This window comes from Alteromonas australica (genome assembly GCF_000730385.1).
Lineage (GTDB): Bacteria > Pseudomonadota > Gammaproteobacteria > Enterobacterales > Alteromonadaceae > Alteromonas > Alteromonas australica.
The window spans coordinates 2,955,523-2,981,821 of the sequence record NZ_CP008849.1 but is presented as its reverse complement, the minus strand read 5'-3'; the positions used below and the strand labels follow the sequence as shown (position 1 = coordinate 2,981,821).

At 44.6% G+C, this 26,299-nt stretch carries 24 protein-coding genes; 17 read left to right on the top strand and 7 right to left on the bottom strand.

Annotated elements, in window-relative coordinates; all coding sequences use genetic code 11:
• Positions 1-80 precede the first annotated feature (80 nt).
• On the bottom strand, positions 81-650 hold the full coding sequence (locus EP13_RS13215; protein WP_044057697.1) for a DUF2780 domain-containing protein: 570 nt from the start codon (positions 648-650) through the stop codon (positions 81-83).
• A 113-nt stretch (positions 651-763) separates the two neighbouring features.
• Positions 764-2,416 carry an isovaleryl-CoA dehydrogenase gene (locus EP13_RS13210; RefSeq protein WP_044057696.1) on the bottom strand — a complete coding sequence of 551 codons (1,653 nt, stop codon included), beginning with the start codon at positions 2,414-2,416 and terminating at the stop codon, positions 764-766.
• A gap of 263 nt (positions 2,417-2,679) precedes the next feature.
• On the opposite strand from EP13_RS13210, the gene EP13_RS13205 reads away from it, so the two are divergent.
• The 4 genes from EP13_RS13205 to rlmF all read left to right on the top strand — a co-directional run bounded on the left by EP13_RS13205 (position 2,680) and on the right by rlmF (position 6,781).
• Positions 2,680-3,420: a PaaX family transcriptional regulator C-terminal domain-containing protein gene (locus tag EP13_RS13205; protein ID WP_044057695.1), complete on the top strand. Its 741-nt coding sequence runs from the start codon at positions 2,680-2,682 to the stop codon at positions 3,418-3,420.
• A 118-nt stretch (positions 3,421-3,538) separates the two neighbouring features.
• Positions 3,539-4,651 carry a hypothetical protein gene (locus tag EP13_RS13200; RefSeq protein WP_044057694.1) on the top strand — a complete coding sequence of 371 codons (1,113 nt, stop codon included), beginning with the start codon at positions 3,539-3,541 and terminating at the stop codon, positions 4,649-4,651.
• Between the two features lie 409 nt (positions 4,652-5,060).
• The gene (locus tag EP13_RS13195; RefSeq protein WP_044057693.1) at positions 5,061-5,528 is read left to right on the top strand and encodes a hypothetical protein; all 468 of its coding nucleotides are present in this window, start codon (positions 5,061-5,063) and stop codon (positions 5,526-5,528) included.
• A 332-nt stretch (positions 5,529-5,860) separates the two neighbouring features.
• On the top strand, positions 5,861-6,781 hold the full coding sequence (rlmF, locus tag EP13_RS13190) for a 23S rRNA (adenine(1618)-N(6))-methyltransferase RlmF (RefSeq protein ID WP_044057692.1): 921 nt from the start codon (positions 5,861-5,863) through the stop codon (positions 6,779-6,781).
• On the opposite strand, the gene EP13_RS18920 is transcribed toward rlmF, so the two are convergent.
• Positions 6,778-7,479, bottom strand: coding sequence for an META domain-containing protein (locus tag EP13_RS18920; protein ID WP_052364400.1), 702 nt, complete (start codon positions 7,477-7,479; stop codon positions 6,778-6,780). The genes rlmF and EP13_RS18920 overlap by 4 nt on opposite strands.
• Before the next feature lie 150 nt (positions 7,480-7,629).
• Between EP13_RS18920 and EP13_RS13180 the strand changes: the two genes are divergently transcribed.
• Complete coding sequence (locus tag EP13_RS13180; RefSeq protein WP_044057691.1) at positions 7,630-8,145, top strand: Mpo1 family 2-hydroxy fatty acid dioxygenase; 516 nt, start codon at positions 7,630-7,632, stop codon at positions 8,143-8,145.
• An 83-nt stretch (positions 8,146-8,228) separates the two neighbouring features.
• On the opposite strand, the gene EP13_RS13175 is transcribed toward EP13_RS13180, so the two are convergent.
• Positions 8,229-8,885, bottom strand: coding sequence for a crotonase/enoyl-CoA hydratase family protein (locus tag EP13_RS13175; RefSeq protein WP_044057690.1), 657 nt, complete (start codon positions 8,883-8,885; stop codon positions 8,229-8,231).
• Between the two features lie 280 nt (positions 8,886-9,165).
• On the opposite strand from EP13_RS13175, the gene EP13_RS13170 reads away from it, so the two are divergent.
• Together EP13_RS13170 and EP13_RS18915 are read left to right on the top strand one after the other, a co-directional pair.
• Entirely contained in the window at positions 9,166-9,762 is a 597-nt protein-coding gene (locus EP13_RS13170) for an ECF-type sigma factor (protein WP_044057689.1), read from the top strand.
• A 31-nt stretch (positions 9,763-9,793) separates the two neighbouring features.
• The gene (locus EP13_RS18915) at positions 9,794-13,084 is read left to right on the top strand and encodes a serine/threonine-protein kinase (protein ID WP_052364399.1); all 3,291 of its coding nucleotides are present in this window, start codon (positions 9,794-9,796) and stop codon (positions 13,082-13,084) included.
• 25 nt (positions 13,085-13,109) lie between these two features.
• On the opposite strand, the gene EP13_RS13160 is transcribed toward EP13_RS18915, so the two are convergent.
• Positions 13,110-13,493: a helix-turn-helix transcriptional regulator gene (locus tag EP13_RS13160; protein WP_044057688.1), complete on the bottom strand. Its 384-nt coding sequence runs from the start codon at positions 13,491-13,493 to the stop codon at positions 13,110-13,112.
• Positions 13,494-13,738: 245 nt separating this feature from the next.
• Between EP13_RS13160 and EP13_RS13155 the strand changes: the two genes are divergently transcribed.
• From EP13_RS13155 to EP13_RS13125, 7 genes are all read left to right on the top strand, one after another.
• The gene (locus EP13_RS13155; protein WP_044057687.1) at positions 13,739-17,014 is read left to right on the top strand and encodes a PKD domain-containing protein; all 3,276 of its coding nucleotides are present in this window, start codon (positions 13,739-13,741) and stop codon (positions 17,012-17,014) included.
• Between the two features lie 228 nt (positions 17,015-17,242).
• Positions 17,243-17,974 carry a TrmH family RNA methyltransferase gene (locus EP13_RS13150; protein WP_044057686.1) on the top strand — a complete coding sequence of 244 codons (732 nt, stop codon included), beginning with the start codon at positions 17,243-17,245 and terminating at the stop codon, positions 17,972-17,974.
• 77 nt (positions 17,975-18,051) lie between these two features.
• Positions 18,052-19,050, top strand: coding sequence for a ribosome biogenesis GTPase YlqF (gene ylqF, locus EP13_RS13145; RefSeq protein ID WP_044057685.1), 999 nt, complete (start codon positions 18,052-18,054; stop codon positions 19,048-19,050).
• Between the two features lie 187 nt (positions 19,051-19,237).
• Entirely contained in the window at positions 19,238-20,473 is a 1,236-nt protein-coding gene (locus EP13_RS13140) for a hypothetical protein (RefSeq protein ID WP_044057684.1), read from the top strand.
• Positions 20,470-21,264 (top strand): transglutaminase domain-containing protein, encoded by a 795-nt coding sequence (locus EP13_RS13135; RefSeq protein WP_044057683.1) that lies wholly within the window; start codon positions 20,470-20,472, stop codon positions 21,262-21,264. Before EP13_RS13140 ends, EP13_RS13135 begins: the two co-directional genes overlap by 4 nt.
• Before the next feature lie 169 nt (positions 21,265-21,433).
• Positions 21,434-21,967 (top strand): DUF2780 domain-containing protein, encoded by a 534-nt coding sequence (locus EP13_RS13130; RefSeq protein WP_044057682.1) that lies wholly within the window; start codon positions 21,434-21,436, stop codon positions 21,965-21,967.
• Positions 21,968-22,126: 159 nt separating this feature from the next.
• Complete coding sequence (locus EP13_RS13125; protein WP_044057681.1) at positions 22,127-22,627, top strand: WbuC family cupin fold metalloprotein; 501 nt, start codon at positions 22,127-22,129, stop codon at positions 22,625-22,627.
• On the opposite strand, the gene EP13_RS13120 is transcribed toward EP13_RS13125, so the two are convergent.
• Entirely contained in the window at positions 22,617-23,039 is a 423-nt protein-coding gene (locus tag EP13_RS13120) for a hypothetical protein (RefSeq protein ID WP_231497868.1), read from the bottom strand. The two genes, EP13_RS13125 and EP13_RS13120, sit on opposite strands and share 11 nt — an antisense overlap.
• 464 nt (positions 23,040-23,503) lie before the next feature.
• Here EP13_RS13120 and EP13_RS13115 point away from each other — a divergent pair, with 464 nt between their 5' ends.
• The 3 genes from EP13_RS13115 to EP13_RS13105 all read left to right on the top strand — a co-directional run bounded on the left by EP13_RS13115 (position 23,504) and on the right by EP13_RS13105 (position 25,650).
• Positions 23,504-23,740 (top strand): XRE family transcriptional regulator, encoded by a 237-nt coding sequence (locus EP13_RS13115; protein ID WP_044057680.1) that lies wholly within the window; start codon positions 23,504-23,506, stop codon positions 23,738-23,740.
• 57 nt (positions 23,741-23,797) lie between these two features.
• Positions 23,798-24,427, top strand: a complete 630-nt coding sequence (gene upp / locus EP13_RS13110) for a uracil phosphoribosyltransferase (RefSeq protein ID WP_044057679.1) — start codon at positions 23,798-23,800, stop codon at positions 24,425-24,427.
• Between the two features lie 197 nt (positions 24,428-24,624).
• Positions 24,625-25,650, top strand: a complete 1,026-nt coding sequence (locus EP13_RS13105) for a LacI family DNA-binding transcriptional regulator (RefSeq protein WP_044057678.1) — start codon at positions 24,625-24,627, stop codon at positions 25,648-25,650.
• Positions 25,651-25,718: 68 nt separating this feature from the next.
• On the opposite strand, the gene EP13_RS13100 is transcribed toward EP13_RS13105, so the two are convergent.
• On the bottom strand, positions 25,719-26,297 hold the full coding sequence (locus tag EP13_RS13100) for a thymidine kinase (protein ID WP_044057677.1): 579 nt from the start codon (positions 26,295-26,297) through the stop codon (positions 25,719-25,721).
• Between the last annotated feature and the right edge of the window lie 2 nt (positions 26,298-26,299).

Below are 26,299 nucleotides of genomic sequence, written 5' to 3'. Positions count from 1 at the left end.
AAGGTTGAGTTGTTGCCAAGTGATGGGCGTGAAGAGAGCTGCAGCACTAAGATGTAATGTGTGCAGCCCTTCACTCTAGATTAAAGCGCTGTTAGTAAATTATCTAGGCCTGACGTAAATAAAGATTGGGTTTCTTCGCTGGCATTCGAATTTAAGTAGCTGGATATTTGGGTTACAAAGCTGCTGATCATGTCGGTAGATAAGCCTAACGCTTCGAATTGTTGTTTAAGATCGTTCACTGATTTTAGCGTGTCGCTATATTCGGAGGCTTTATTGAGTAAGCCGGTCAACGATGAGCTTGAACTTGCTGTGGACGTGTCACTTAAGCTAGGCACATTATCTAACAATGAATCTATGCCTGGTATATTGCTAGCCAGTTGGGTGTAATCCGTGCTTGATAAATTTCCTTGTACGTAATTCATTACCGACGCAATCCCGCCTTCAGATTGGGTTTCTGAGACGTCAAGATTGTCTGAAATAAGACTAACAAGGCGACTTAAATCTACGGTACTGTCGGTAGATGTGGCGGCTTCAGCGGTTGTCTGGTTGCCAAGTAAGCCTTTCAGTTGGTTTAACGTATCATTTGCTGACGCCGGCGCGCTCAAAGGTAGGCTGGCAATGGCAATGAAGGAAAGCACTTTAACGTTCATTTATAATCCTATGGTCATTTAAGGGGCAAATAGCCTAGTTTACCCCAAGCCCTTATTGAATGCGCGGGGTTAAATGTAAAGTGTGTTTACATGGGCACTCCTTAAAAGAATCTCTATTGGCGAGGCGTAACCAAGCCGGTGGCGATGATGTCATCAAAGGGAACATGGGCAGGTAACGTACCAAACGCCATTCCATGCTGATGCGATAGCCTGCTTTCGCAAAAGGCGTCCGCTAAAACACCTTCACCATGTTTTAGCAACTGAGCAGCTTGAAGGGCAAGCGCCGTTTTTTCAGTAAGTAAACGACTTCTAACCTCTATGTCTTCATGTTGGTTGAACGCTAGTGTTAGCTCTACAACAAAGTTGTCGTAATGGCGGTTTTTCCCGCGAGCATGCGTTAATTCCTGAAAAAGCGCGTGTTTAGATTGAGGGTCTTTCGCAATGGCGCGCAATACGTCTAGGCACTGAACATTGCCGCTGCCCTCCCAAATGGAATTAAGAGGCGCTTGACGATATAAGCGGGGAAGTATGTTTTCTTCAACATAACCTATACCACCTAAACATTCTTGTGCTTCGTTAATGAAGGTGGCTGTGCGTTTACATATCCAGTACTTGCCAATGGCAGTGGCTATGCGGGCGAACGCGGCTTCAGTATTGTCATTTTCGGCGGCATCTACGGCTTTGGCTACACGCATGGTTAAGGCAACATGGCTAGCACACTCTAAAGTTAAATCGGCAATCACGTTTTTCATAAGGGGCTGCTCAATAAGCCGCTTTCCAAACGCTTCTCGCTCACTCACGTGATGGACAGCTTGGACCAAACCTTGGCGCATTAGCGCAGAGGAGCCAATCATACAATCTAGTCGTGTTAACGACACCATGTCGATAATCACCGGCACACCACGCCCCTCTTCACCTATCAGAAAGCCAGTCGCACCGGTAAATTCAACTTCCGATGAGGCATTACTCCAGTCCCCCAGTTTGTCTTTTAATCGCTGAATACGCACATGATTGCGTTGCCCATTTTCTAAAATTCGTGGTAACAAAAAGCAACTCAAACCGCCTTCCGTTTGAGCCAAAATAAGGTGCGCATCGCACATGGGAGCTGAAAAGAAAAACTTATGGCCAATAATGGAATAGCTTCCATCGTCATTTGGGATAGCTTTTGTCGTGTTGCGTCTCACATCAGACCCCCCTTGTTTTTCTGTCATTCCCATACCTATGGTGACACCCGCTTTATCCATCGCCGGTATGTCACGAGGGTCGTATTGGCCATGTACTAACTTTTCCAACCAGTAAGGTGGTAGATGTTTTCCTTGCTTTAATGCAGGTACAGCGGCATGGGTCATGGTGAGGGGGCAGGTAGTACCCGCGTCTGCTTGGCAATGCATGAAGAGCAATGCGGCTCGCACGATATGGGCACTTCCCTTATTCTTGTGCTGCCAAGAATAGTTATGTACACCCTTGCTCATGGCACTATCCATAAGGCGGTGGTAACTCGGGTGAAAATGTACTTCATCTCTTCGCCGGCCATACCTATCGAAAAGGTGTAACTCAGGTTTATGTTTATTGGCGTGTTCACCGTCATCCATCAAGCTGTGCCCAGCCAGTTGGCCATAATGATGCAGCACCTCTGGCATTTCCCCTATGCTATTGCATTGTGTCCAATGCAATAGCATAGGGTCTTCTGACCATAGGTTATAAGGTGTGGGTGGGGTGGGCTGGTTTTCAACAATGTGGGTATCGAAGCGGTCAGAATAGCTCATGGGGCGATCTCGAGTGAAATAGGATAAATCAACTATTACTCTCAAATGTAATTATTGTCAAATTGTGTAATATTGGTGGTGGGGTAGAATTCTGCATTTGTTGAGCTCTGCTTTTGGGGTACAGTGTTTAAACATCTTTATTTAATAATTTCCTAGTGAACGCAATGCCATTCCTATCATCACCCTCGCACGCCCCTCAAAGCGCTAAGCCTGTTCCCCGCCATTTGCTGCTTAAGCTATTTAGTTCAAGAGACGGGGTGAGAATGGATGTACAAAGTGCGGTGAGAACAGGCGCACTTTTTGGTATTTCACAGAACAACATCCGGGTGACGCTGAATAGGTTAGTCGCCTCAAATTTGCTAAATAAAGCCCAGCGCGGGTGCTATACATTGGGCGCAGAAGGTGTTGCATTTGCACAGCAAGTGAATCACTGGCGCGAAGCCGAGTCTTTACTTTGCTCATGGCAGGGCGATTGGGTGTGTGTGAATACCAGTGAACTGAAAAAAAGTGACAGAAAAGCCTTTCGCGCTCGCGAACGGGCGCTGAGCTTGGTAGGCATGCAGCAACTTTCAGCTGATTTATACATACGCCCCAATAATATCCGCAATGGTGTCAGTGCGGTGAGGAGCCAACTGCATAGCATAGGGTTAGAAAAAACAGCCTTAGTGTTTGCCTTGTCACAACTCGATGATGAACATGAGGGGCAGGCGAAACGACTGTGGAATACCTCGCAACTGGAACAATCTTACAGGGAAAGCGCAGCCGCGTTAGAAACGTCTTTGTCGCAATTGCCGAAGTTGCCTTTAAACGACGCAGCAAAGGCCAGTTATTTAGTGGGCGACAGAGCCTTACGTCAACTTGTTTTTGATCCTCTCCTTCCTGCGCCCCTTATTGATGAGCAGTTGCGTAGAGACTTTACCGAGATAGTGAAAGCCTACGATAAGGTAGGTGAAGATATTTGGTTTAAGTTTTTACGTCTAGACGGTGAATGTAAAACGGGGTAGTTTGGTGACAAGATTTTCATTTTTCAAACGTTATTCTAATTGGAACCAAGCACAAATAAATGAGCCCCAAACGCCGTTCCTTTGGCCGTACCTTTAGCCGTATTTTGGAAGAAGTAGCATGAACGAACACCGCCCGCTTTTTAAACATATAAGAAACCACGCCGCGTTATTCAGCGATTTATCTCATTACCGTAATGCCGCCGTTGCTGAGCTTGGTTTCCCGCAGTATGAATTTCATAAAACACCAAAGTTTGTGACCGATGACGGACAGAGACTGACCATAGAGCCAGAACGAAGTATTGTTTTACCGAAAGTGAATGTTTTAGAGGGGGTAAAATCAAAGTTGGTAGAGCATGTTCCTGGATTGAGCATGGTGAAGCATTCTGAAATTGGATACCGCTATCCCACGGCGGCGCTTGCCGGCTTAGATGCGCCTTTTATTAAACGCATGCGATCTGAATATTTTCATAAAGTAGATGAAGACAGAAGTATTTGTCGTCCTGTTAATTTGTCTTACGGAATTAAAAGCCGTGGTAAAGCTGACAACAGGCAAGAATACGAAGTTTGGATGCCTGACGAAGCGCCAGATCAAAATCCACTTCCTTTGTTAATAGAAAATTATGGCGAAGATTTGCCTAACGATGTGAGGCATTTTGTTGAACAGCCTTCACGCGTGCACGGATGGATGGGGGTAAAACGCGCGGCTTTCGAGGCGTTGTATAGAAATTCAGTCGCCTGTGGCGACCTTATCATTTGCGTGGCGATGAGTGTGGACGCATATAATATTGGTGCCCAACCTGACTTATCCTATTCACCTCAGGTGGAAAGCTCTGTGGCAGCCAGCAATGCAGAATTAGAATGGGAAGTTGAAGGTTATTATGCGCCACGGGGCTGGACGTTCGATCATGATGCTGTTTGGACAGCCATATATCATACACTTGAAGCGGTGGGGGCGCCCCTAAATGACCTTTATAGCCATGCCATTTTACCGATAACGCAAAGCAAGACCGAGCGCATACTTTCTACATTGTCGTCGCTAGGTGTAAGCCAAGCTCATATTGATGAACTGAATTTACAACCGTGGGAGTTCTTACAAACGGAAAGCCAGCATAGAGTGAAGTCCCATGATCCCAGTCGGCCAGTGAACCTCTTGGGCAGACTAAACCGACTATTTTATCAACCAGAGCTGCAACTTCCTTCATTAAACTGGATGCATGATTTAATTTTGTAAGGGATGCATGTGCGCAGTGACGCTTTGTTCAATCCTTCTGTTCTGTAATAAAATAACAAAATGCCCGCCTTTGGCGGGCTAGAAATTTCTGCTTATTTCCCTTTTCTACGGTTTTTTCCCCTCTCATTTTCGTTTTTCATCAGAATGCTCCCTCGAATTTAACGCAGCGCTTTGCCACGAAAGCCCAGAGGATACTAAGGATTGAGGTAACTGAAATGCCATTTTTGTAACAAGTTTGAGGTAAATTATAACTTTTTGTAAATGACTTTCAGTTTTGACGTGATCTTTACGTATAATTCCTATTTTTCGTAATAAAATTACAGAAAATGCTTTATTTTCTGTAATTTTTGGTCATAATGTATCCGTACTTTGATGAAAATCTAATTTAGTTACGAAATAGGAATACAAAATGAAACTGTCTACTCTTGCACTTGCTCTTACCTTCTCTGTTATCAGCGTATCGTCTTTTGCCAAAGATGTGGTACTTAAGCCTGTTAACGCGAATATTGAAACTCAAGCCTGTTTAACTGCGGCGACTGAAGGTTTCGGTCCAGCGCTACGCTTCATCAGAAAAAATGGATTCGATGCAGAAACATTTAGCGCAACAGTGCGTTGTAACGGTGAAAGCCTAAGAACATTTGCACACATGTACAGAAACAACGAAGTTTCTAGCAATGCAAAAACAGTGGCTCTTGTTGCTAAAAATGAAAACGTAGCATCTAAAGCATGCTTAGCAGCAATTAAAGTTGGCGCACGTCAAGCGCTAGCTCAGTACAACCTTGAAGGTGAAAACATCATCTGTAATAACAAGCAAATTGCAGATTTTGCACGTGAATACACTGCACAAGACGTGGTTGTTCGTAACCTGTCTGAATAACCTTAGCCTGGTTGGCTACGTAGTTCATTAGTAACTACTTGTATACAGTTTCATGGCCTGCTCGCCCTGAGCGGGCCTGATACTTAGCCCAATTCTCTTATGCGCTAAACATCTTCTTATCCCCACGCTGTTATTTATCACTGTCTGCCTAGATACATTCAACGACATTGCTCTTATACCCTATTTACCATGTTCTAAAGCTGAGTAAGGTTTATCAATATGATATCCTGTTCACCGTGCTTCATCACTTAATAGCTAGATGGAAGTGAGCCACACGTTTTCCCTTTAAAGCACGACATTCGTGTACTTATTCTTTGTATTGAAAAGCGACTATGCATCCGAACAATGCCCATAAAAATGGATATCCGATGGATAAGCTTTGTAAGCGTCATCCCGCGCTTAAAGCATTCATCACCCCAGCCAAAAGTGGCCAGCCTAGTATCGATTTTGCTAATCCTACAGCCGTTAAGGCGCTAAATACTGCGTTGCTTGCCTACTATTACAATATGACTTACTGGGATATTCCCGCTGGATACCTATGTCCACCGGTGCCAGGTAGAGCTGATTATTTACATGGCATTGCAGATTTACTTCAGGCCGATGCCGCCAATAAAGCCCCAAGAGCATCTGGTAGTGAGGTGAAAGGTTTAGATATTGGCGTTGGTGCAAATGCCATTTACCCTATTTTGGGAAGTCAGCTGTTTGGTTGGCAATTTGTTGGCAGTGATATCGATAAAAAATCCATTGAGAACTGCCAAACTATCATTCAACGCAATCCCCCGCTTTCTTCGTTGTTTAGTGTGCGGCATCAGCCGAATAAAGCATGCATCTTTTCAGGTATCATCCATGAAGATGACTATTTTTCGTTTACTATGTGCAATCCACCGTTTCATAAATCTGCGTCTGATGCGAATAAAGGCAGTGTGAAAAAAGTAGCGAACCTGTCACGACATAAAAATAAACGCGCCAATAATAAAGGCCGGCTCCGTCTATCATCTAAGCCACCGCTGAATTTTGAAGGGCAGTCTAATGAATTATGGTGTGATGGGGGAGAGCTCGCCTTCATTCAAACAATGATAAAAGAAAGCGTTGTGGTGAAAAGCCAAGTGGGGTGGTTTACCTGTTTAGTGTCAAAGTCAGCTCATTTAAAGGCCATTAATACCAGCCTGAACTATTATAATGCTGCTGAAATTAAGACACTAAACATGGGGCAGGGGCAAAAACAAAGCCGGTTCGTGGCCTGGCGTTTTTAAACACTTACGCACTGATAGGTGTGGTCTTGCTCTCTATAAATACCTTGTTGACCTTTGTTCCAAAAAACCATGTCGCCATGACGATACTTTGCCCCAGAGGCGCTTCTCTCTCGGTGGAGTGTCTGGCTTGTTGTTGCTGTGGTGAGTGTGATGGTTTCCGGCCCCACAAACATCATTGATATCATGCCAATATCTTCACACTGGAATAGGTGAGTAACGCCAGCGCTTGCGTCTTGGCGCTTTGGTTGGAGGGAAGATGCATGGGATGTCTTTAGTAGTTTAACTTGAACATTGTCGTTGTTACTGTTTTTCAATAGGATATAAGGCGTATCAATAGACAGTGTATTTACTGTCTCTAAGGAAGATATATATTGTTGCTCTTGGTGCATAAGGGCTTCTGGGCACAGCTTGCGGGTAACGGCAAGTTGCGAAATATGCAGTGCGTCCCCCTGGCTTTCTATACTGCCCGTAAAGTGATTACAGCCTGAACTCCCTGAAACCTGATTTCCATTTACTCGTAGTGTTAACTGGCTATAGTCGATAATTCCCCGTTTATTTACGTCTTCCACCGTGTATTGCCCTTGCAACATTGTGCTTGTTTTCAACGTCGTTTGCTGAGAACGGGTAGACGAGCAACCACCTGATAATACGAGAAAGAAGGCAAAGATAGGGGCTATCAAAATGAGGTGCTTTCGCATAAAAAATCCTTATTTACTGACATAGGAGCGTTGAAAAGACTGAGTATAGCTGGCCTGGGTGAACAGAATATGAATTGTCGTTAAGCTGACAGTTCATGTATGCCTGTCACGGTATGCTCACAGATAATTTGTTAATAGCGGGTGAATACAATGAAAACCTTAGAGCAACATTTATCTGAATACGCAAAATACCATAGGGATCAACGAAACATTTATACGCATTACATAGGCATTCCGCTCATTGTATTTTCTGTGTTTTGTTTATTGAGTCGACCTTATACTCAAGGGGTATTTCCATTTGTTGGTGAGTTTTTGGTTAGCCCGGCGGTCGTGGTGTGGTTCATTGGCAATGCCTTTTACCTCAAACTTGACCTAAGACTGGGGGCGGTAATGGCGCTTATTACGGCTGCCATGGTGTATTTGGCGCAACCGATTGCCATGATGACAACATCACTTTGGCTGAGTATTTCTATTGGCATTTTTGTGGGTGGGTGGATTTTACAATTTATCGGCCACCACTATGAGGGGAAAAAACCTGCTTTTGTGGACGATATTATGGGGCTTGCCATAGGCCCATTGTTCGTTTTGGCAGAGCTAAGTTTTGAGTTAGGGCTGAGAAATAAGCTTAAATCTGATATTGAGGATGTGTCTGGTCCAGTCCACTAGCGCTGGAAAACAGAGGGCGGTTTGTCAAACTGCCCTCTGTTTTCGTTTTCTATAGCAACCTAGCTAACGGGGGAAGGTATAACCTAGACCCCCATTTTTTCTAAGGTTTCTTTTCTTAATTGGCGTTTAGATTCTGCAAATGCACTAGAAGGAAGCATTTTTAACTGAGCCGCATAACTCATGGCAGTGTTTAGCACGTTATCCTGCGGTACTGCCGCATCGAGATACCCCGCTTTCACGGCTTCTTCACCTTGATAAATACGCGAAAATAGTAATGCTTCGGTTAGCGAAGTACTGGCGAGACGCGCTTTGGCTAATTCCATGCCGAAACTAGGCAGCACCATACCTATTGCCGTTTCATTTAAACCGTATTTAGTGTCGCCATCTTTTCCAATGCGTAAGTCTGCAGCCATGAGAAAAATGGCGCCAAGGGCGATGCTATGGCCTTCGGCGGCCATAATAACAGGCTTGGGAAAGGCGTATAGCCGCTTAACGAGAGCCGCCCCAGCGCTGACCAACGCCTGTTGCTGGCCTTTGTCCTCGCCTTTCATGACTGAAAGATCGAAGCCGCCGCAAAATTTCCCCTCGCCGCCATAGATAACCACGGCCTTCGCGTCTGCTTCCGCACTATCGAGTGCCTGATTAAACGCGTCAATAAGGCCGAAACCTACAGCATTGACTTTGCCATCGTCAAAAGTAATAAGTGCAATTTCATTATCAATAGTCATATTGAAAGACATAACGTACTCACATCATTTTTGTGGTTAATGGGTTTACCCTAGTGTGAGAGTTAGTGCGGGTAAGGGCAACTTTTTATTAATAATGCTGTTTAGTTTGAATTTGTGATAGTCGGTGCCACCTCGCTGACCACACGCTATACACGGGGGAATCGCTCAATCTATTTTTAAGTTACTGTTAATATTGTTTAAATCTGCTAAGTTTTGGTCTAATGTAAAGATGTTGTGTAGTGAGCTTGGCTCAATGGTGTCGTAGCAGTATAGATGTAGAAAGGAAAGCAACATGGAAGTAGGTTCGGTCATTCGGGGTCAAGATAACTTCACAGAGGTACTAAACCAATGGGTAGTTAGCAACGATCTTGATAGTGCAAATCAGTTGCGCAGCATGGTGTATTACCATCTTAAACATATTGTTAAAAAACAAATTCGCGGCGTAAAGCGGGTTCAACGTAAGAAGGATATCGCCGATAAACTGCCTAATACCACCTCTATTCTTCACGACATCATCATAGAATTGACCGCGCCAGACGAGATTTTCGACAGTCGGCAACAATTTTATACCCATATCGCTCTTTTTGTTCGTTGGATGATTCAAGATGAATTGAAAAAGCGCCTAGCAAAAAAACGTACAGCAGACTTGCAGTCTGAAGTGCTCTTGCCTGAACTCGCCACTGAATCCTTCTTATTTGTTGAATTTGACAATGCCCTTACCGCATTAGAAAAAGCCAATGAAAGATGCTATCGCATAGCCTTGCTCCACTTTTATCTTGGACAAGAAGTGGAGCAAATACAAACTCAGATGAGCCTGAGTAACTCCACGGTTTACAGCGAACTCTCTGCGGCGAAAGCCTTTCTCAAAGTTCAGTGTGCTCACGCATAAATTGACTTTCTAAACTTGCTCAAAGGCTTTTATGCAGTTTTCAGATGCGCTTTCGTTATTTACCCATTTAATTACGCTTGATGAAGAACGTATGCGTGAAAATGTGTCTCGTTTTTGCGCAGAAGGTACGCCCTTGTTTGAAGAGACCCTCGCTTTAATTGATGCGCATTACACCGTACAAGAAAAAGGTGGGTTCACGTCTATCATTAGTGGGCAAGCCGAGTTTTTTTCTGATGATCACATTGAAAAATCTCTGGAAGGGCAGCAATTCGGCCCCTACAGATTAGTAGAAAAGCTGGGGCAGGGAGGGATGTCTTCCGTTTATCTCGGTGAGCGCAATGACGGTACGATTACCCAGCACGTAGCGATCAAGTTTGTTTTTTCGTCTATTGCGAATATTGCGGGCGAGCACTTTATATTACGAGAAGCTCAGTTTCTGGCGAATCTTAACCACCCGAATATTGCAAAAGTGTTCAATATTGACGTTAGAGACGACGGTGTTCCGTACATAGTTATGGAGTACATTCAGGGTAAACCACTCAGTGAATTTGGCCAGGAAAACCTGACTAAGTCGGCGAGGATTTCTTGTCTTATTCAACTGTGTAGCGCACTCACCGAAGCACATCAAAACCGTATAGTTCACGCGGATATTAAGCCTTCAAATATTGTACTGGATGACAGTCATCGCCCCAAGTTGCTTGATTTTGGCATAGCCTCTTCACTCAATGATGCGGATAGTCAGTACCTTAAAGCCGCCAGTTCAGATTTTTCTAGCCCGCAATTGCGAAACGGGCAGAAAGCCAATGTTACCGATGATGTATTTTCGCTGGGTAAGGTGATGGCGTTTTTATTCCCAGACACCCAAGACAAGGAAGTGGCTGCCATTATCGAAAAAGCCACAACCGCGACGCCACAAGCGCGCTTTAAAAGTGCTGAGCAGTTTAAAGATGCCCTAGATGCGTACCGTGAAAATAAACCCCTTCGCTGGTTTAACAGTTCCCGACGTTACTTAATGAAAAAGTGGTTTCAACGTTCGCCTACTACCGCCTTTTTAACCCTCGCGCTCCCATTGGTATTGCTTACAGGGATAAGTATTCTGTGGCTACAAAATAATAAACTGCTGTTTGAAGCAAACAAGAATGAACAAATTCTCAGTTTTTATCACGAGCTGTTTCAGGCAAATACACCCACGTCGGCGAAAGGTAGTGCATTAAGCGCAGCTGACTTTATTAAAGAAGGGGTGAAATTGGTCCACGGGTCGAAGGTAGTGGATGAAATGAGTAAAGCATCAATTTTATCTACTTTGTCAAATAGCCTGCTTAATTTGGGGTATTTAAAACAAGCGCAAGAGGTAATCTCTCAGTTGCCAAAACAAACCCCTGAGGGGTTCTACATTCAGGCAAAAGCCGCTTATCAGCGAGGCGAGTATGAAGAAGCTAAACTATGGGGGGAAGCGTATAACCGCGCTACTGACGCGACGAATTTTAATGGTCAGTTTTTAGCGCTGAATATTGCTAAAAAGCTTGATGACACCGTACCCTTATTAGATGAGTTATCTCGTATTGAGCGTGAGTTTCCTGGCCATTTAACCGACGACCAAACTTTCTACTTAAATAAAGTCAGGTGGTCACACTGGTTAGCCACCGATCCTGAATTTCTTCTCACGTCATTAAGCAGTATCGATCGGTCAACCTATTCCTCTTATAAAAAAGCCTGGCTTCTTACCTTAAAAGCGCAAGCGGAAGCGGCGCTAGCGTTAAAAGAAGAAGGACGAAGTACCCTACAAGCGGCCTTGTTGAATGCAGAGGCTGCGTTTAATCCTTTAAACCCCGAGCTAGCAGAAATATATGCTGGGTTATCTTATGTTGCCAGCGACGTTGAAGACGAAATCATGCTGGAAATGCTACTCATTCGTCAGCAAACCATCTACAGCAGTCTGCAGCCCCTGTTTGATGAGCAGCTACTAACGGTTCTTGAACAACAGTTTAATTATCACATGTATACCAAACAATATGCTCAGAGTGCGTCTTATATCTCTTTGGCGGTAAAACAGTGTGGCGAAAAGAAAAGTGCAAGGTGTGAACGAATTCGCGTGAAGCATCTCGCTGCTAGCTACTTTACCAATAAATTTAACGAAGTTGTTACCTACTACCAGTTATGGTTTAACCGCCCCAATGAGCTGACTTACAGCGCTCAATTTTATGCTGAATTACTACTGCTAGCGAGTAAGACTGGTTTAGCGCAAGAGGTGTCAAGCAGCGACGTTGATCGGTTAACGCAATTTGCTGTGGCAGAAGAAAATGCCGGATTGATTATCCATACAGCATTAAGGGCTGGACTGACTAAGTGGGCCGTAGAGTATGGTGAAAAATTGCGCAACCCTAAAAGAGCAGCAAAGCTGGCGTTATTGGCGGCATATGCAGAAATCCAACATACTGAAAAAGCGGCCGAAGTTTTAAATTCCCTTAACCAAGGCAACGAAGAACAGGACTTCCTTCGCCCGCTTGCAAGTGCATTAAATCCTGAGAGCCTCCTATTTCCTGCGTTTGACAGTATAAGTGTGAAGACGCTTGTAGGAGAAAACATCATTTTCAGTAATCGACGGGTGACAGGTATAACTGCACCGGGGAAAGCTGAAATGCTGAAAATGGGCGAACTTTACGAGATTAAGTGGCTGCCTCAGGTACTGCCAGGCGATCAAATATCATTGTATATCAATCACCGACATCACTACGACGCAGAAGCTTTTTCTCTGTGGGATGATGTGCAAAAAACGCACTGGCACCGATTTGCGGCAAATATTGAAAATGACGGAAGTGAATGGATAGACCCCCTTGTTATGTCTGCAAACGGTATTCAGGGCTTTAAGGTAATGGCGGTATCAGATAAAGGTTATTGGGCATTAAGCGATGGGTTCTTCGGCATAGAATCCGGCCTGACAGAAAACAATGGGCTTAAGCAGCTCATGAACCAAAATTTACTGGTTGATGCCGTGCATCGGCCCCTTGCTTTTGAGGTGTACCAAGTGGGGAAGGCCAACAGCATTGAGTGGAATAGCAACATACTCAAGGGAGATACCGTCGCGATTTATGTCCTGCATGATAGTCCGCATAATATCGGTAGTGGAAATGGTGCTCATTACCCCACGGTGGTTAAGCGTCGCTGGTACATGGTTAGTGATAGAGTGGAAAACAACGGCAACTATACACTCGACCCAGCGCAATTTAATGGCCAAGGTAACGCCTATAAAATTCTTATCATTTCGAACACCGGATATTGGGCGGTGTCAGAAGAGCGCTTTACGGTGGTTAATCCGCACTAGTCTTTATCGGATACCTTCCGACGCGTTAAATATCAAAAGCGCAGTGGCTTTTAATAAATTCGCTAGGCGCAATGCCAACGTGCCTTTTAAATACCGTAGAGAATGTTTTGTGCTCATAGAACCCAAGTTGAGCTGCAATTACCGAGGGCCGTATTCCCTTTGATAATAGTTTTCTTGCTTTCCTGATTCTATAAATATCAATAAGTGCTTTTGGCGACTTTTGGTAATGTTTTTGGCATTGCCTTCTTAAATTAGAAACATCCATGTTGAGTCTCTTTGCTAACTCCTGAACCCGAATGTCCGAAACAATGAATACTTTAGGGTTTTGCCTTCGTGATATCTCCAAATTCAATTGTTGCTCAAATTTTTCTGCAAACGAACGGTAGAAAAGCGTGTTGTTTCCTTGCATGCCATCTTGCCTTTTTACTACGTAAATTCCGGTAAGGCGTCACTATGCAGAAGTGTCCACTCACAACGTAGTAAGAAAATTAAACGGCGTATTCCAAAAAAAAACAAAAAGATTTTTTCGGTAGAAAAAATAGGCGATTGCGCGAATTGAGGAAGGAAATGCAAGGTAGGTTGCGATTATTATTTGTGCAGATTTCGATGGGTATTTCGTCAGCGTTGAATTGATTTAACCGGAAAGGAAGTAGAATGTTGGTCTCAAAAAAATATAAAAAAAGTGTCATTGCTGCGTCACTTCTTGTGGCCTTGTGTGGCTGTAACGATGACGACAAAAAAGAGCCTGTAGAAGAAATTGCCAACCAAGCCCCCGTGGTAGATGCGGGCGATGATATCACCATAGATGAACTCACAGAGGTGACACTTGTCAGTTCAGTAACGGATGAAGACGGTGACGTTGTCACTTACCGTTGGGTCCAGGTAGCAGGTGCTACCGTTGAATTAACAGGCGCAGATACATCAACAGTGAGCTTCACAGCGCCGGATGTTAACCCTTCTGAAACACTGACTTTTGAACTCACGGTAACGGACGATGACGCAGACACTAGCGCTGACAGTGTGAATGTGACTGTTACCCATGTGAATGCCTCGCCAAGCGTTTCCGTGGCTGCCAAGGTGGTGGAAGAAAAGCAGGCCGTAACCTTAACGGCTGTAGCTTCAGATGATGGGGACGTGGTTTCGTATAGCTGGCAACAAACTCAAGGTACAGAAGTGACTTTAGTCGATGCAGACACGGCAACGTTGAGCTTTGATGCACCGTCGGTTGATCAAGACGAAACACTCACGTTTTCCGTGAGTGTCACCGACGATGAAGGCGTGACAGTCAGCGAATCGGTTAATGTCGAGGTGACGCAAAAGCAAATAAATTTGGAGATTGCAGGGCGAGTTACCGACTCACCGATTGTCGATGCTACCGTGACTTTTTTCATCGGCGACGAAGAGGTTACCAGCTCTGCAGATGGGCAAGGTGATTACGTAATTTCATTAAGTCTAGATGACGATGATGGGGCGCAAATGATTTCTGTTGTGGCGCAAGGTAAGGATGACCAGTCACACGCTAGGTTGATGTCGATTTTGGGTACCGCCGATGCGTTAAATCAGGCTTCAAACGACAATGGCTTACTCACCAAAGATGAACTCTTTGATGTCAATGTTACCAATGTAACGACGGCAAATTCAGCACTTATTTTGCGCGAAAACCTAGGAGAGCCTGTTGTTGATGATGAAATGTTGGCAGCACTTAACCTAAGAGTGTCTCAAGAGGAAATGTTTGCGTTAGCGACGGCAATTAAAGTGGCCATAGATAAAGCGCCAGCGAATAGCAGTTTAGCACTGCCGGAAGGCATTGAAGACACATTGGCTTTAGCGCAAAACACAGACGTCGCGGCAGCGTACCTTGAGGTTGTCGAAAATACTCAAGAATATGAAGACGCCTACCAGGAAATTGTCGCCGACCCTGATCTTATTGAAGTGAGTAGCGATAGTGACCCGATAAGTTTTTATGTCTCTGATTATCATAATCCCCTCATTACACACCCAGGTAGTTTTGTACAGATTATCGATGACAATAGTGCGCGTTTCACTGCCTTCGACACGGACGTTGAGGCTACCCTTACCAACGACGACGGCAAACTGATACTGCGCTTTAACGAGGGCGACTATACTGTTTCATCAAACACGAATATCGTCCTCGATGGTATACAGTATTATGTGCCCGTTGAGTATATTTACCATGAATTGCAGTATCGCTTGCTTTCAGACAAAGAAGGCATTCTTTCCCTTGAATTTTTCTCGGTATATACCACCCATTACCCAAATGGTGAGTTAAGCGACGAGCTTCATAATAATGACCCGGTTAAACAGATAACGGCAATATCGGTAGATAATGTATCTGAGGTTGCGCTAAACAATGACAGTGAAACCATTTTATCCCTGCCAGTTCCAGGGATCTTGTTCCCTTCTCCTGATGACGCGATCACCGCTTACAATAGGGGGGCTGATATATTTAGCTTTTCACCTCAGGGCAGTGGAGAAACTCAGCTAGAACGCGCCGGGTTCACTTGGATTACACAACCTTCCACCGTGGATGATGGGGTGAATGAGCTGGTTATTACGTTTGATGATGGGGCAGAGCTGCGCTATTTACAGTTAACCAATAGTGAAGGGGTGACGTTATATGCAGTATCGGGAACATCTGCTGATGGCGCCGTAAACTCGTTTAAAGTGGATGCTGGTAGCGAAGTTGACAGCAACATTAAATTTGACATTGCAAATGTGCCCGGTGTTTACACATACGCTTTCGACGGTGAAACAATCAATGAGTTTTGGTGGGAATTATGGCCAAATGGAAAGGCCTACAGCATTGAAACGGCCGACGACAATGGTGACGGCGCTATTTCGGTCGATGAGATGCTCGTTATGTATGGGGAATGGAAGGTAACGGATAACGGTGGACTTAGCATTACCCGCAATCGGTTTGAAGATTATAGTTGGCCAGGGTGTTTCGGTTCCGATGCAGGCTGCTACCTTTACAATGAACGCCATTGGAATTTGTTCGCTTTGGAAGGGAACGCATACCACGTAACCAATACCCACAAATTCGATTTTTACACCTCGAGTGGCAGTGATGGATTCGACGGAGTATTCGATTACTTAACCTTCGATAATCGAAGAATATCAAAACAAATCGCGCGACCTGTACCTGTTCCACTGCCTGATAATCAATACCTTCCGATGTCTCCGCCAAAAGCGTATTTGGACTTAATAGACCCTAGAGCGTTTATAGGCTCCGAGCTTTACGGCGTTGCGCAAAATGAGGTAACCGAGTATGACGATGTAAGTTTCACCATTATCCTCAATGCTGACGGAACCTATGCAACAGCGTCTTCGATTAAAGGGAGTGCTGAGGGTGAATATGCCGTAGGTGCCGATAACAGTGTGTTATTCGATGAAGGCGCGACAGGGAAACCTACCTCGGTTGAAACCCTGCTTTACCGAAACGATAACTTCGTCGTGAACCTGTTTAATGAAGCACCTGCAATTGTGTTTTTTGCCTCATCTGATGCCGATGATTATGAAGCGCTACTTAGAGATAAAACATCTGCCGCCTCTTTCGATAGCATTGCCGGCACGCCACTCGCACTTGTCGATGTGCAAGAAGACGGAACGTGGGGTATGGCCTTCGTTGAGTTTGCTGATGGTGAAGTAAATATCTATACCGACAGCCGTTTTGACGAGGTGGACGCCACCTATGCGTTTAGCAAAAACGACGATGGCAGTATAGATTTAGGGGGCAGGTTATACTTATCCCTTAGTGAAGGTGGTGTGCATGTTTTCGTTACCGACGAAGAAGATGCAGAGCACAACGACTATAACTTCCTGTTTGAGGATATTGAGAAGGCAAAAGGATTCGTTGAGAATATCAATAATACCTTAAATGGTGAGTATCACTATTCTGACTATCAGTAGGGCAGCGTAACCTGTTCGCAATAGAGAGCATTAATCTTTCTTTTTAGGTCAGCCTTACGTGCTGGCCTTTTTTCCTTTTCATCTCATGTTTCTTCTACGCCAGATTTCAGTAAAATGCGATTACAGTTAACACGCTATAGTGTAAAGTGTCGCGCTTTTAGCACGTGTCAGTTAACACACTAGCGTGTAACTAAAATGCTCCGCCAATTGAATGCGTAAGTGGTAACCATGAAATTAGATGACGTAAAAAAGCTGCACCAAAAAAAGTACCGAAATCAGTTTAAACACTATTTGGTAGAAGGGGAGCACCTTGTTCTTGAATTGGTGAAAGCCAATTTGTCGTCAATGGGTGATATCACCCTTTATGTCACGGCTGAATACCTATCTTGGGCACAGGCGCTAAATCCCTCTTTTGAACTCGTCGAAGTAACCCAAAAGCAAATGTCACAACTGAGTGATACTCAATCTCCGCAAGGTATTATTGCTTGTGTCCCCATGCCGGCCAAGCCACAAGAGATTGAAGTGACAGGGGGGAGGTATGTTTACTTACACGAAGTGCAAGACCCAGGAAATTTAGGAACAATATTGCGATCCCTAGCGTGGTTTGGCAATTTTAACTTGTTGCTTAGTCCAAATAGCGTGGACCCTTTCAATTCAAAAGTTGTTAGGGCAAGTATGGGGGCTATCTTTCATGTCCCCATTGAACTTGATGTGCCTTTGTTGAGTTTATCAGAAAGGTTTTCTCACTTTGCGTATTTAGATATGCAGGGCAAGGCGATATCCGACCCTGATTTTAGTGAATTCCAATGTTACTTGTTTGGCAACGAGGCGCGGGGCGTGCCCAGAGACACCTTAGTGGAAGTTAACGCTAGTGCATTTACCATTGCCGGCAGTGGTAAAATAGATTCATTAAACCTAGCTAGCGCAGTGAATATATGCGCTTATCAATTGTCTCAATAAGCGGCTTAATCCAAATTTTAATGCGGCGAGAAATGTCATGACGTGATCTCGCTGCCGCCAATAAAAAGGTGAATAACGTGGCGTTACAATGGTTTCCGGGGCATATGCACAAAGCCCTTAAAGAGATTAAAGAGTCTCTTAGTCAAGTTGATATTTTAATTGAAGTGCTGGATGCACGCATTCCTTATTCCAGTGAAAACCCGGAAATTGCAAAAATTCGGGGCGATAAGCCGTGCATTAAAATTCTCAATAAATTTGACCTGGCTGATCCAGAGATGACGGCTCAATGGCAAGCACACCTAGAAGCAGAGCGTGGCGTGAAAACCATCACTACTTCCAGTGATAAACCCGGTAGCAGTAAACAGATTATGGGCATGATTAAAACAATGTTTGCTCACAAAGATGTGCAACACAAATCAATTAAAGCCATGATCACGGGGATTCCCAATGTTGGGAAGTCAACGTTAATTAATATATTGGCCGACCGTATTATTGCTAAAACCGGTAACGAGCCTGCGGTAACAAAAAGCCAGCAACGAATAAATTTAGGGGACGGAATTATTCTGTTTGATACCCCAGGTGTACTCTGGCCAAAACTAGAAAACCCTCATTCTATTTATCGGCTTGCCTCTTCGGGGGCTGTGAAGAACACGGCAATGGAATACGATGATGTTGGTTTTTTTGCTGCTGACTACTTGATCAAAGCCTACCCAGAGGTCATGAAGTCCACTTACAAATTGGACGATTTGCCGGACACTGAACTTGCCTTTTTAGAGGCAGCGGCACGAAAACGCGGCGCTATTATGGCTGGCGGGCGAGTAAACTTACATAAAATCTGTGAAGTTCTGCTTAATGAATTGCAATCTGGAAAGCTCGGCCGTATTACCTTGGAAACCCCCGCTATGGTGGAACAGGAAAAAATAGAAATAGCGGAAGCGGCTGCAAGAAAAGAGGCAGATAAAGCGAAACGAAAACAACGCTTTAAAGAGGGGTCGTTAACGCCTGACAAGCGGGCAAGGAAAGAAAAACGTAACGAAAAACGAGAAGCGCAAAGCAAGAGAATGAAAAAGCGTTAAGCCCAATGTGATATTGAGCCAGTGCTTCATCGCCTGTATGAATTAGTCTTTAGTCGTAATAGATGCGGAATGTTACACCCAGTTACGTAATTTAATGGAAAAGTATTTGTTAATTGCGTAACCTAATTCATACAACCTGCGCCCAAGAGCGTGATTTAACAATAACTATAATCAAGGAAGATATGCTATGAAGCTTTCGCCTGTATTTACCTCTATTGCCCTAGCCTTAACATGCAGCTCTACGTCTGTCCTCGCAAAAGATTTTATCCCTATTGAAACCTTTCCAGAATGGTTTAAAACAGCGATGTCGAGAAGCATTGACGTCACCAAAGAAAGTGACTTTTCCCTTGCGTCCGTTGCAGCCAAAGGCAAAGTGAAAGGTGAGATTTCGTTAGTAGACGAAAGCGAAGGTACATGGTACTACCATATTGATATTGGCACGCCTACGCCTGTAGAGTGCTACGTGTTTAACGAGTACGATGGCCCGGCAAACTCGCTGCATGCTATTGTTGATTTAAGCTTAAATGGTGCCGCAGAATTAAACGGAAAAACCCGTTCGGCACAATTCAACTACGCCATTGATACCGGTGTTATAGGCAATACGCCTTACTTGCAGTTAGATACTCTCTACCACTTAGGCGAAGGAGAAGAAAAGGTAGCTGGAATGATTAAGGCCTATTCTGCGCAAACCAACGACACCTTAGAAATTTGTGTGCACAACGAACTGGGTTACCGCGACATCTTTTTCGACGTCTTTTCTTCATTTGTAAACACCTTTAACAGCGAGCCCGCCGATGCGCCCTTCTTCGAGTCTGTGTATGAAATGCGTATCAATGATATTCCTATGGGCTTCGCTGTAGAAAAGTATACTAAGGATGCCGATGGCGACGTCATGATAGAAAGCGAAACCGCGTTGTTGGTGCCGGTAGATGCCAATACCGTTTCCCGTACTGATTCGGCGGATATTTCATGGAGTCGTCCTGATGGTTCGCTTATTAACGGCAGTACGTACACTATTGATAATGGCGTTTTATCCTCAGAGTTTGAAATTTCAGTGGCTGACGATAAGTGGCATGTAGAAGGGCAGATTCAAGGCAAGGCGGTATCTGCAGACTTAGCCTATGATGGCTGGTTATTATCAGATTTTGGTAGTTATTTAGAAACCGCGGATTTAATAAAAAGTGACGCAGAAAGCGCCCAATTTAAAATGTGGACACCGGATGCTGACCCAGTGTCGGCTATTTCAATTACCTTGAGCAAAGTGACGGGTAACGAAGATGCCAACATGAAGATTGATATGGGCCCAATGGTTTTGGATTTCTATGCAGAAGATAACGGTATCTTTAAGCACGGCGTCATGGCGCAGGGGCCTATCAATATCTTTATGAAATCTATTTATACGCAAGGCGTACCCAGCCTATGATTTCGTGTAGAAAACACGTTTTGCCTTTGGTGTTGCTGTCATGCTTTGCCACTGCCACCTATGGGCAAAGTGACCCCTCCTTTGCGAACGTGGCAATTTCGTTAAGCGAAGATCATGAAGGGGCATTGGGGGAGCGAATTAGTCTCACTTTGTCGTCTAACTCTGCGCAAAAAATTGCGCAAACGTTAACGCAGTGGTCGGGCATAGAAGTGCAGCACGTTGCTAAAGATGCCCTTACTCTGACGATGGTATTGCGCCCAGAGTATCAGGGCGAAGTGATTAAACAGTATACTTCAGCCAGTTTCGTGATTGATTTGGATGAAGATAGCACGACTCAGTTTACCGCTGCTTTTGCCACCCAATATACAGGTCCATTTTCCGTCGAAGAGGCGGAAAAGTACGTCAGTGAATATATTGATGATACTACCTACATTCATGGGTTTAATTTTGCCTCTACAGTGGCGCGCGAAAAAAGCGGAGATTGTACAGAATTTGCGGTATTAACCACGGCATTAATGCGAGCACTGGGCAAACCGGGGCGCGTGGTGTTCGGCACGGTGATCATTGAAGATGAAGTAGGGGTCACCGCTTATGGCCATGCTTGGACAGAGGTTTGGCACGATAATAAGTGGCAAGTAATGGACGCAGCGCTATATGGTTTAGATGCAAATAAGCGCTTCTATTTACCGGGGTCGGTCATTGATAACGAAGGGCCGGGATATGGCATGTCTCTCGCTACCGGTACTATTCTAATGCCGGTGAAATTCTACGATGTAAAAAGCGCCTCTTAGGCGCTTTTTTTATGCCTTATTGTTGAAGTCCTAATTAAATATAGCCCTTTGCCTAATTGCAGTAATTTTCACTACCGGTAGGCTATTGGCTTTATTCTTCTGTGCAATCTCCACCCACAGGGGTTGAGCGGAACGCGCTACTTACAATAATGATTAATGGAGTTTACCAATGAAATATTTATCACCGCTTATCTTAACAGCAGCCTTGGCTGTCACCCCACAAAGTCATGCAGAGGGTTGGTTAGATTCGGTAAAAGACTTTTTCGGTATTTCTGAACAAACCGAGAACGGTCCAAGCATTCAGGCGATGGTGGCGGCAGTAAGTGATAGCGTAGGTATCACAGAAACACAAGCAGAGGGTGGATTAGCATCAATTTTCAATTATGCGCAAAACAATCTGTCTGCAGAGCAACTCACGCAACTCGCACAGTCCTTACCTGGCCTTGATGAACTAGTAGAGCAGGTTCCCGATGTTAGCCAGGTAACCTCTTCTGGCGCGTTAGGCGGATTGCTAGACAAAGCCGCGAGTTACAGTGAACAGCTTCAGTCCGTCAATGAGCTTAAAAAACAGTTTGACGCCTTAGGCTTAGACACTCAGCAAATTATGCAGATTGTTGAAGGGGCTAAAGCCTACCTTGATACTGAAGAAGGGCAGCAGGTAAAATCACTTTTATCTGACGGGCTAACGAAGCTTAATTTTTAAAGCCTTAACCCGTGACCTACCTTTATTGAAGGCGTGCATTTTACAGCACGCCTTTTTTTTTGCTGCTAGGGTACTGCATCAGCTTCCACACACCTATTGCTATAAAAGTAGGATGCGTTATATGGTAAAGGTTTAGGAAAACCAAGCACAGGAAGCACAATGGCAGACGTGAAACTGTTCGACAGCGATGTTTTTTCATCCCTTAAAAGAGACGCCGAGTTAAGCCCCCGAAGACGCGCAAATTATAACGTTCATGAGCATTACGATGACGTGGTTCAACGCTTGTTTATAGCAATGATGCCTGACTCCTACGTCCGCCCGCATAGGCATACGCAAGCCCATAAATGGGAGTTTTTCATGGTGCTGGAAGGGAGTATCGATATTCTGTTTTTCGATGATGACGGATGCCTAACAAAGCGTGTTACCTTGCAAGCGGGAGGAGAATGTTGTGGGTTACAAATACCGCCTTTAACATGGCATGCCACTGTATGTGATGCGCCAGTGATATTTATGGAAGTTAAGCAAGGGCCCTATGATGCCAACGAAGACAAAGGCTTTGCTGACTGGGCACCTCAAGAGGGAAGTCGTGAGGTTACCCAATTTTTAGGCAAACTAAAACATGCGAAAATAGGCACTTCCTTTTTTCCCATCAAGGGTTAGGAAAGTCCAACCTGTCTAGTTCGTTTGCAGCATCGTTGCATTCTCCAAGAATATGTACGCGATCTTCAGTCTCGTGGGTGTCAATTTCAATGTACCCATCACGACAATAGCGAGTTTCAGCAAGTTTTTCATCGAGAGCGTTGTAAAGCATATCCATTTGCTGCTCTTGACGATTGTTTGACCCACCGCGCGATTGCCCTTCTTCGCCATCTGGACGTGGGCCACGACCTTCGCCACGGCCACCACCGCCTCCACCTTTTCTACCGCCAGCCCCTCTTCCTTCAGGTTTTGGTGTACTAATGCTAAATGCGAACAGCTTTGTACCATCAGGGTTTATTTTTGTTTCAAAAAAGGTTTCACCTATTTCAGGCATAGGCGGTTTACTCGCACAGCCTGAGATCAGTGTAGTCACAGCCATTGCTGTAAGCGATAAAGTAGTTAGAGCATTCTTCATGTTTTTTTAATCGTGATTATCGGTGCACTTATGAACGGTAATTTAAGCCAAAGTTGCGGCTAGGTGTGTAAGTTTCACGTAAATTAACCAACAGAATGATGAGATTTGGGCGAAAGATAAAGAAAGCCTAACTGAGACTGGTTGAAAAGTGACAATGGGAAAACAGTTGTCATTACCTAAAATACTGGTATGGTTAAAGACACGAGTAGCAGGACTGAGCCTGCGCTAAGTCACAGAGAATTCATCATGCAAAACGTTTTAAACAATTATTTTTATAATTTTACCTACGCATAGCGCCTTGAAGCTAAGTGTTCAGGGGCTAGTATTCGCTTCTGGGCATTGAGAGTAAAAACGTTTTGTAAGAGCCCAGAAGTTAACAAACATCTGGGCTTTTTTTATGCCCAAAATTGGATGGCAATAAAATGAGAGAATTAACATTAGGCGAGATCAGAAAGCAGCACAGAGTCAAGCAAGAGGTCGTGGCGCTGGCGCTTTGCGTTACCGCATCGGGTGTAAGCAAACTTGAGTCTAAACGTATTCAAGACGTACCGCTTCACCGGGCAGCTGCCTATTTAGCGGCGGTAGGGGGAAGTTTAAAGGTTGAGGTAACCTTGCCTGATGGTGGCACGGTGAGTGTTGACGGAAATACGTCAGCTTGATTTTGTCATTATCCTTGAACGGGTTAGAATAAGAGAAACAGTTTAAAGGAAAGCATTATGGCCGTTCATGAAATTACTCACCCGCTTATTGCACACAAATTGGGTTTGATGAGAAACGCGAAAATTAGCAGCAAAGACTTTCGCGAATTAGCCTCGGAAGTGGGTAATTTGCTTACTTACGAAGCCACCCGAACGCTGCCTACGGAGCGTGCTGTGATAAAAAGCTGGTCAGGTGACGAAGTAGAAGTAAAACAAATTAAAGGTAAGAAAATTACCGTCGTCCCTATTTTACGTGCGGGTCTAGGTATGCTTGAAGGCGTATTGGAGTTAATTCCTAATGCGAAGATTAGTGTGGTGGGGCTTTATCGTGATGAAGAGACGCTTCAACCTGTTGCCTATTTTGATAAGGTTGTGAAGAATATTGATGAACGTACCGCGCTTATTGTCGACCCCATGTTGGCCACAGGTGGCACACTTATCGCGACCATTGATTTGTTGAAAAAGAAAGGGTGTACCAAAATACTGGGTTTATTTTTGGTCGCCGCTCCAGAAGGGATAAAAGCGGTCATTGATGCCCATCCTGATATTGAGATATTTACCGCAGCCATTGATGAGCGGTTAAATGAGAAAGGCTATATTTTACCTGGGCTAGGTGACGCTGGAGATAAAATCTTTGGAACCCGTTAGTGATAACGCTTGGTGACAACTCGCGCGCTTTTACATCATAGTGTTAATCGGTTATGTTAGCGTTCGTGTTAATCGTTTAAGAGGGCAGGTGGCCAGTATGACTTGCCAATATTCAACATCCAGAATGCACGCGTGTATTGCAGTGTTGTCTCACCTTATTGATGAGACCTTAGCCCTCTTGTTTAAGAAGCAAACTAATGAACAAAAATAAGCTTACCCTTAAAGATGTGGCCTTGCAGTTAGGTGTGTCCACCGCCACGATTTCAAATGCGTTTAATCGCCCTGATCAGCTCTCCGCGGCACGACGAGAAGCTATCCTCGCTGAATGTGAAAAAATAGGCTATACGGGCCCGAATAAAGCCGCGCAAATTCTACGCAAAGGTCGCTCTAATATTGTTGCCCTTATTCTGGCAGACAGCATTGCCTATACGGTGAGTGACCCTGTGGCCAGTACCTTCATTAAAGGGGTTTCTCGGGTCTTGCAACAGCAAGGCAAGCATTTACTCCTGTATGCGGGAGATTCTGAGTCTATTCTAGATGTGGTTGACTTTGTTGATGGGTTTATCTGTTACGGCGCACCAAGAAACCCCAAATTAGCGGAAGAAGTGGTTAGGCAAACTAAGCCTGCCATAACGGTAGATTTCAATATTGATGGCTTGCCGTCTATCAATATTGATAATGAAAAAGCCGCCTACGAGGTTGCCTCTCAAGCCATTGCCAATGATGATCATGTTGCTATTTTAGGGTTACGCCTTATCGATTCTCCAAGCACGTGTCGAATCTATGACAGCCCACTTATCGAAGTTGAATCCTCAATATCACACCGTCGTTTAGACGGCTATATTCGCGCCATTGAAGAAAAAGGGCTGATCATTGAAAATGATTGGATATGGCATATCCCAGAGAGTGACAGAAGCTTTGCAAAACAGGCTGCCAAAGAAGTATTACATAGCAGCCCACGGCCTAATACGGTGTTGTGCATGAGTGATATTATTGCGCTTGAGCTGTTACAAAGCGCACTTTCCCTGGGCATAAAGGTACCAGAAGAACTAAAAATCACCGGCTTTGATGGTATCGAAGAGGCGGAACGGACACGCCCCAATCTGACTACTGTTTGCCAAGCGAGTGACAAAAAAGGTGAAATGGCCGCCACTGCGTTATTGGAAAGTCGCGATAAAGACGAAATACTGCCGTTTGAAATAAAACGGGGAGAAACCTTCTAATTGAAGAAGATTTCCTCATGCAAAGCGAGCGTGGGTACCCGTGCATGGCAAGTCGCGTTATTGCCCCGCTATTGCCATACTAGGGCTTTAAAGTGGCGCCTACACATAGACTCGTAACGGTCATTACCGCCAATTTGCACTTGGTCGCCAGCCGTCACCGCCTTTCCATTTTCATCTAAGCGCACCACAAAATTCGCTTTTCTACCGCAGTGACACACGGTTTTCAATTCAAAAAGTTTATCAGCCCAAGCCAGTAAATAGTGGCTACCTTCAAAGGTTTCACCTAGGAAATCGGTACGTAGACCGTAGGCCAACACTGGAATTCTAAGCTCGTCTACCACGTCCACTAGCTGACGAACCTGTTGTTTAGTGAGAAATTGCGCTTCGTCAATGAACACGCAATCTAGCTTTTGTTTGTTATGATCTTCACTGATAGCGGCGTACAAGTCGACGTCTTTGCTGTAAAGCTTAGCATCTGCTTGTAAGCCAATGCGTGATGTAACTTTTCCAATCCCATATCTGTCGTCTAAGGATGCAGTATAGATAAGTGAGTGCATACCCCGTTCGCGGTAATTATATGCTGATTGAAGTAGCGAAGTAGATTTGCCTGCGTTCATCGCAGAGTAATAAAAATAAAGTTGAGCCATGG

Coding starts and splice junctions, on each gene's coding strand:
- upp (WP_044057679.1), top strand. CDS start 23,798: ATGGCCGTTCATGAAATTACTCACCCGCTTATTGCACACAAATTGGGT.
- EP13_RS13140 (WP_044057684.1), top strand. CDS start 19,238: ATGAAGCTTTCGCCTGTATTTACCTCTATTGCCCTAGCCTTAACATGC.
- EP13_RS13205 (WP_044057695.1), top strand. CDS start 2,680: ATGGATGTACAAAGTGCGGTGAGAACAGGCGCACTTTTTGGTATTTCA.
- EP13_RS13180 (WP_044057691.1), top strand. CDS start 7,630: ATGAAAACCTTAGAGCAACATTTATCTGAATACGCAAAATACCATAGG.
- EP13_RS13155 (WP_044057687.1), top strand. CDS start 13,739: ATGTTGGTCTCAAAAAAATATAAAAAAAGTGTCATTGCTGCGTCACTT.
- EP13_RS13150 (WP_044057686.1), top strand. CDS start 17,243: ATGAAATTAGATGACGTAAAAAAGCTGCACCAAAAAAAGTACCGAAAT.
- EP13_RS13105 (WP_044057678.1), top strand. CDS start 24,625: ATGAACAAAAATAAGCTTACCCTTAAAGATGTGGCCTTGCAGTTAGGT.
- EP13_RS13210 (WP_044057696.1), bottom strand. CDS start 2,416: ATGAGCTATTCTGACCGCTTCGATACCCACATTGTTGAAAACCAGCCC.
- EP13_RS13160 (WP_044057688.1), bottom strand. CDS start 13,493: ATGCAAGGAAACAACACGCTTTTCTACCGTTCGTTTGCAGAAAAATTT.
- EP13_RS13135 (WP_044057683.1), top strand. CDS start 20,470: ATGATTTCGTGTAGAAAACACGTTTTGCCTTTGGTGTTGCTGTCATGC.
- EP13_RS13100 (WP_044057677.1), bottom strand. CDS start 26,297: ATGGCTCAACTTTATTTTTATTACTCTGCGATGAACGCAGGCAAATCT.
- EP13_RS13175 (WP_044057690.1), bottom strand. CDS start 8,885: ATGTCTTTCAATATGACTATTGATAATGAAATTGCACTTATTACTTTT.
- EP13_RS13200 (WP_044057694.1), top strand. CDS start 3,539: ATGAACGAACACCGCCCGCTTTTTAAACATATAAGAAACCACGCCGCG.
- EP13_RS18915 (WP_052364399.1), top strand. CDS start 9,794: ATGCAGTTTTCAGATGCGCTTTCGTTATTTACCCATTTAATTACGCTT.
- EP13_RS18920 (WP_052364400.1), bottom strand. CDS start 7,479: ATGCGAAAGCACCTCATTTTGATAGCCCCTATCTTTGCCTTCTTTCTC.
- EP13_RS13115 (WP_044057680.1), top strand. CDS start 23,504: ATGAGAGAATTAACATTAGGCGAGATCAGAAAGCAGCACAGAGTCAAG.
- rlmF (WP_044057692.1), top strand. CDS start 5,861: ATGCATCCGAACAATGCCCATAAAAATGGATATCCGATGGATAAGCTT.
- EP13_RS13215 (WP_044057697.1), bottom strand. CDS start 650: ATGAACGTTAAAGTGCTTTCCTTCATTGCCATTGCCAGCCTACCTTTG.
- EP13_RS13170 (WP_044057689.1), top strand. CDS start 9,166: ATGGAAGTAGGTTCGGTCATTCGGGGTCAAGATAACTTCACAGAGGTA.
- EP13_RS13195 (WP_044057693.1), top strand. CDS start 5,061: ATGAAACTGTCTACTCTTGCACTTGCTCTTACCTTCTCTGTTATCAGC.
- EP13_RS13130 (WP_044057682.1), top strand. CDS start 21,434: ATGAAATATTTATCACCGCTTATCTTAACAGCAGCCTTGGCTGTCACC.
- EP13_RS13125 (WP_044057681.1), top strand. CDS start 22,127: ATGGCAGACGTGAAACTGTTCGACAGCGATGTTTTTTCATCCCTTAAA.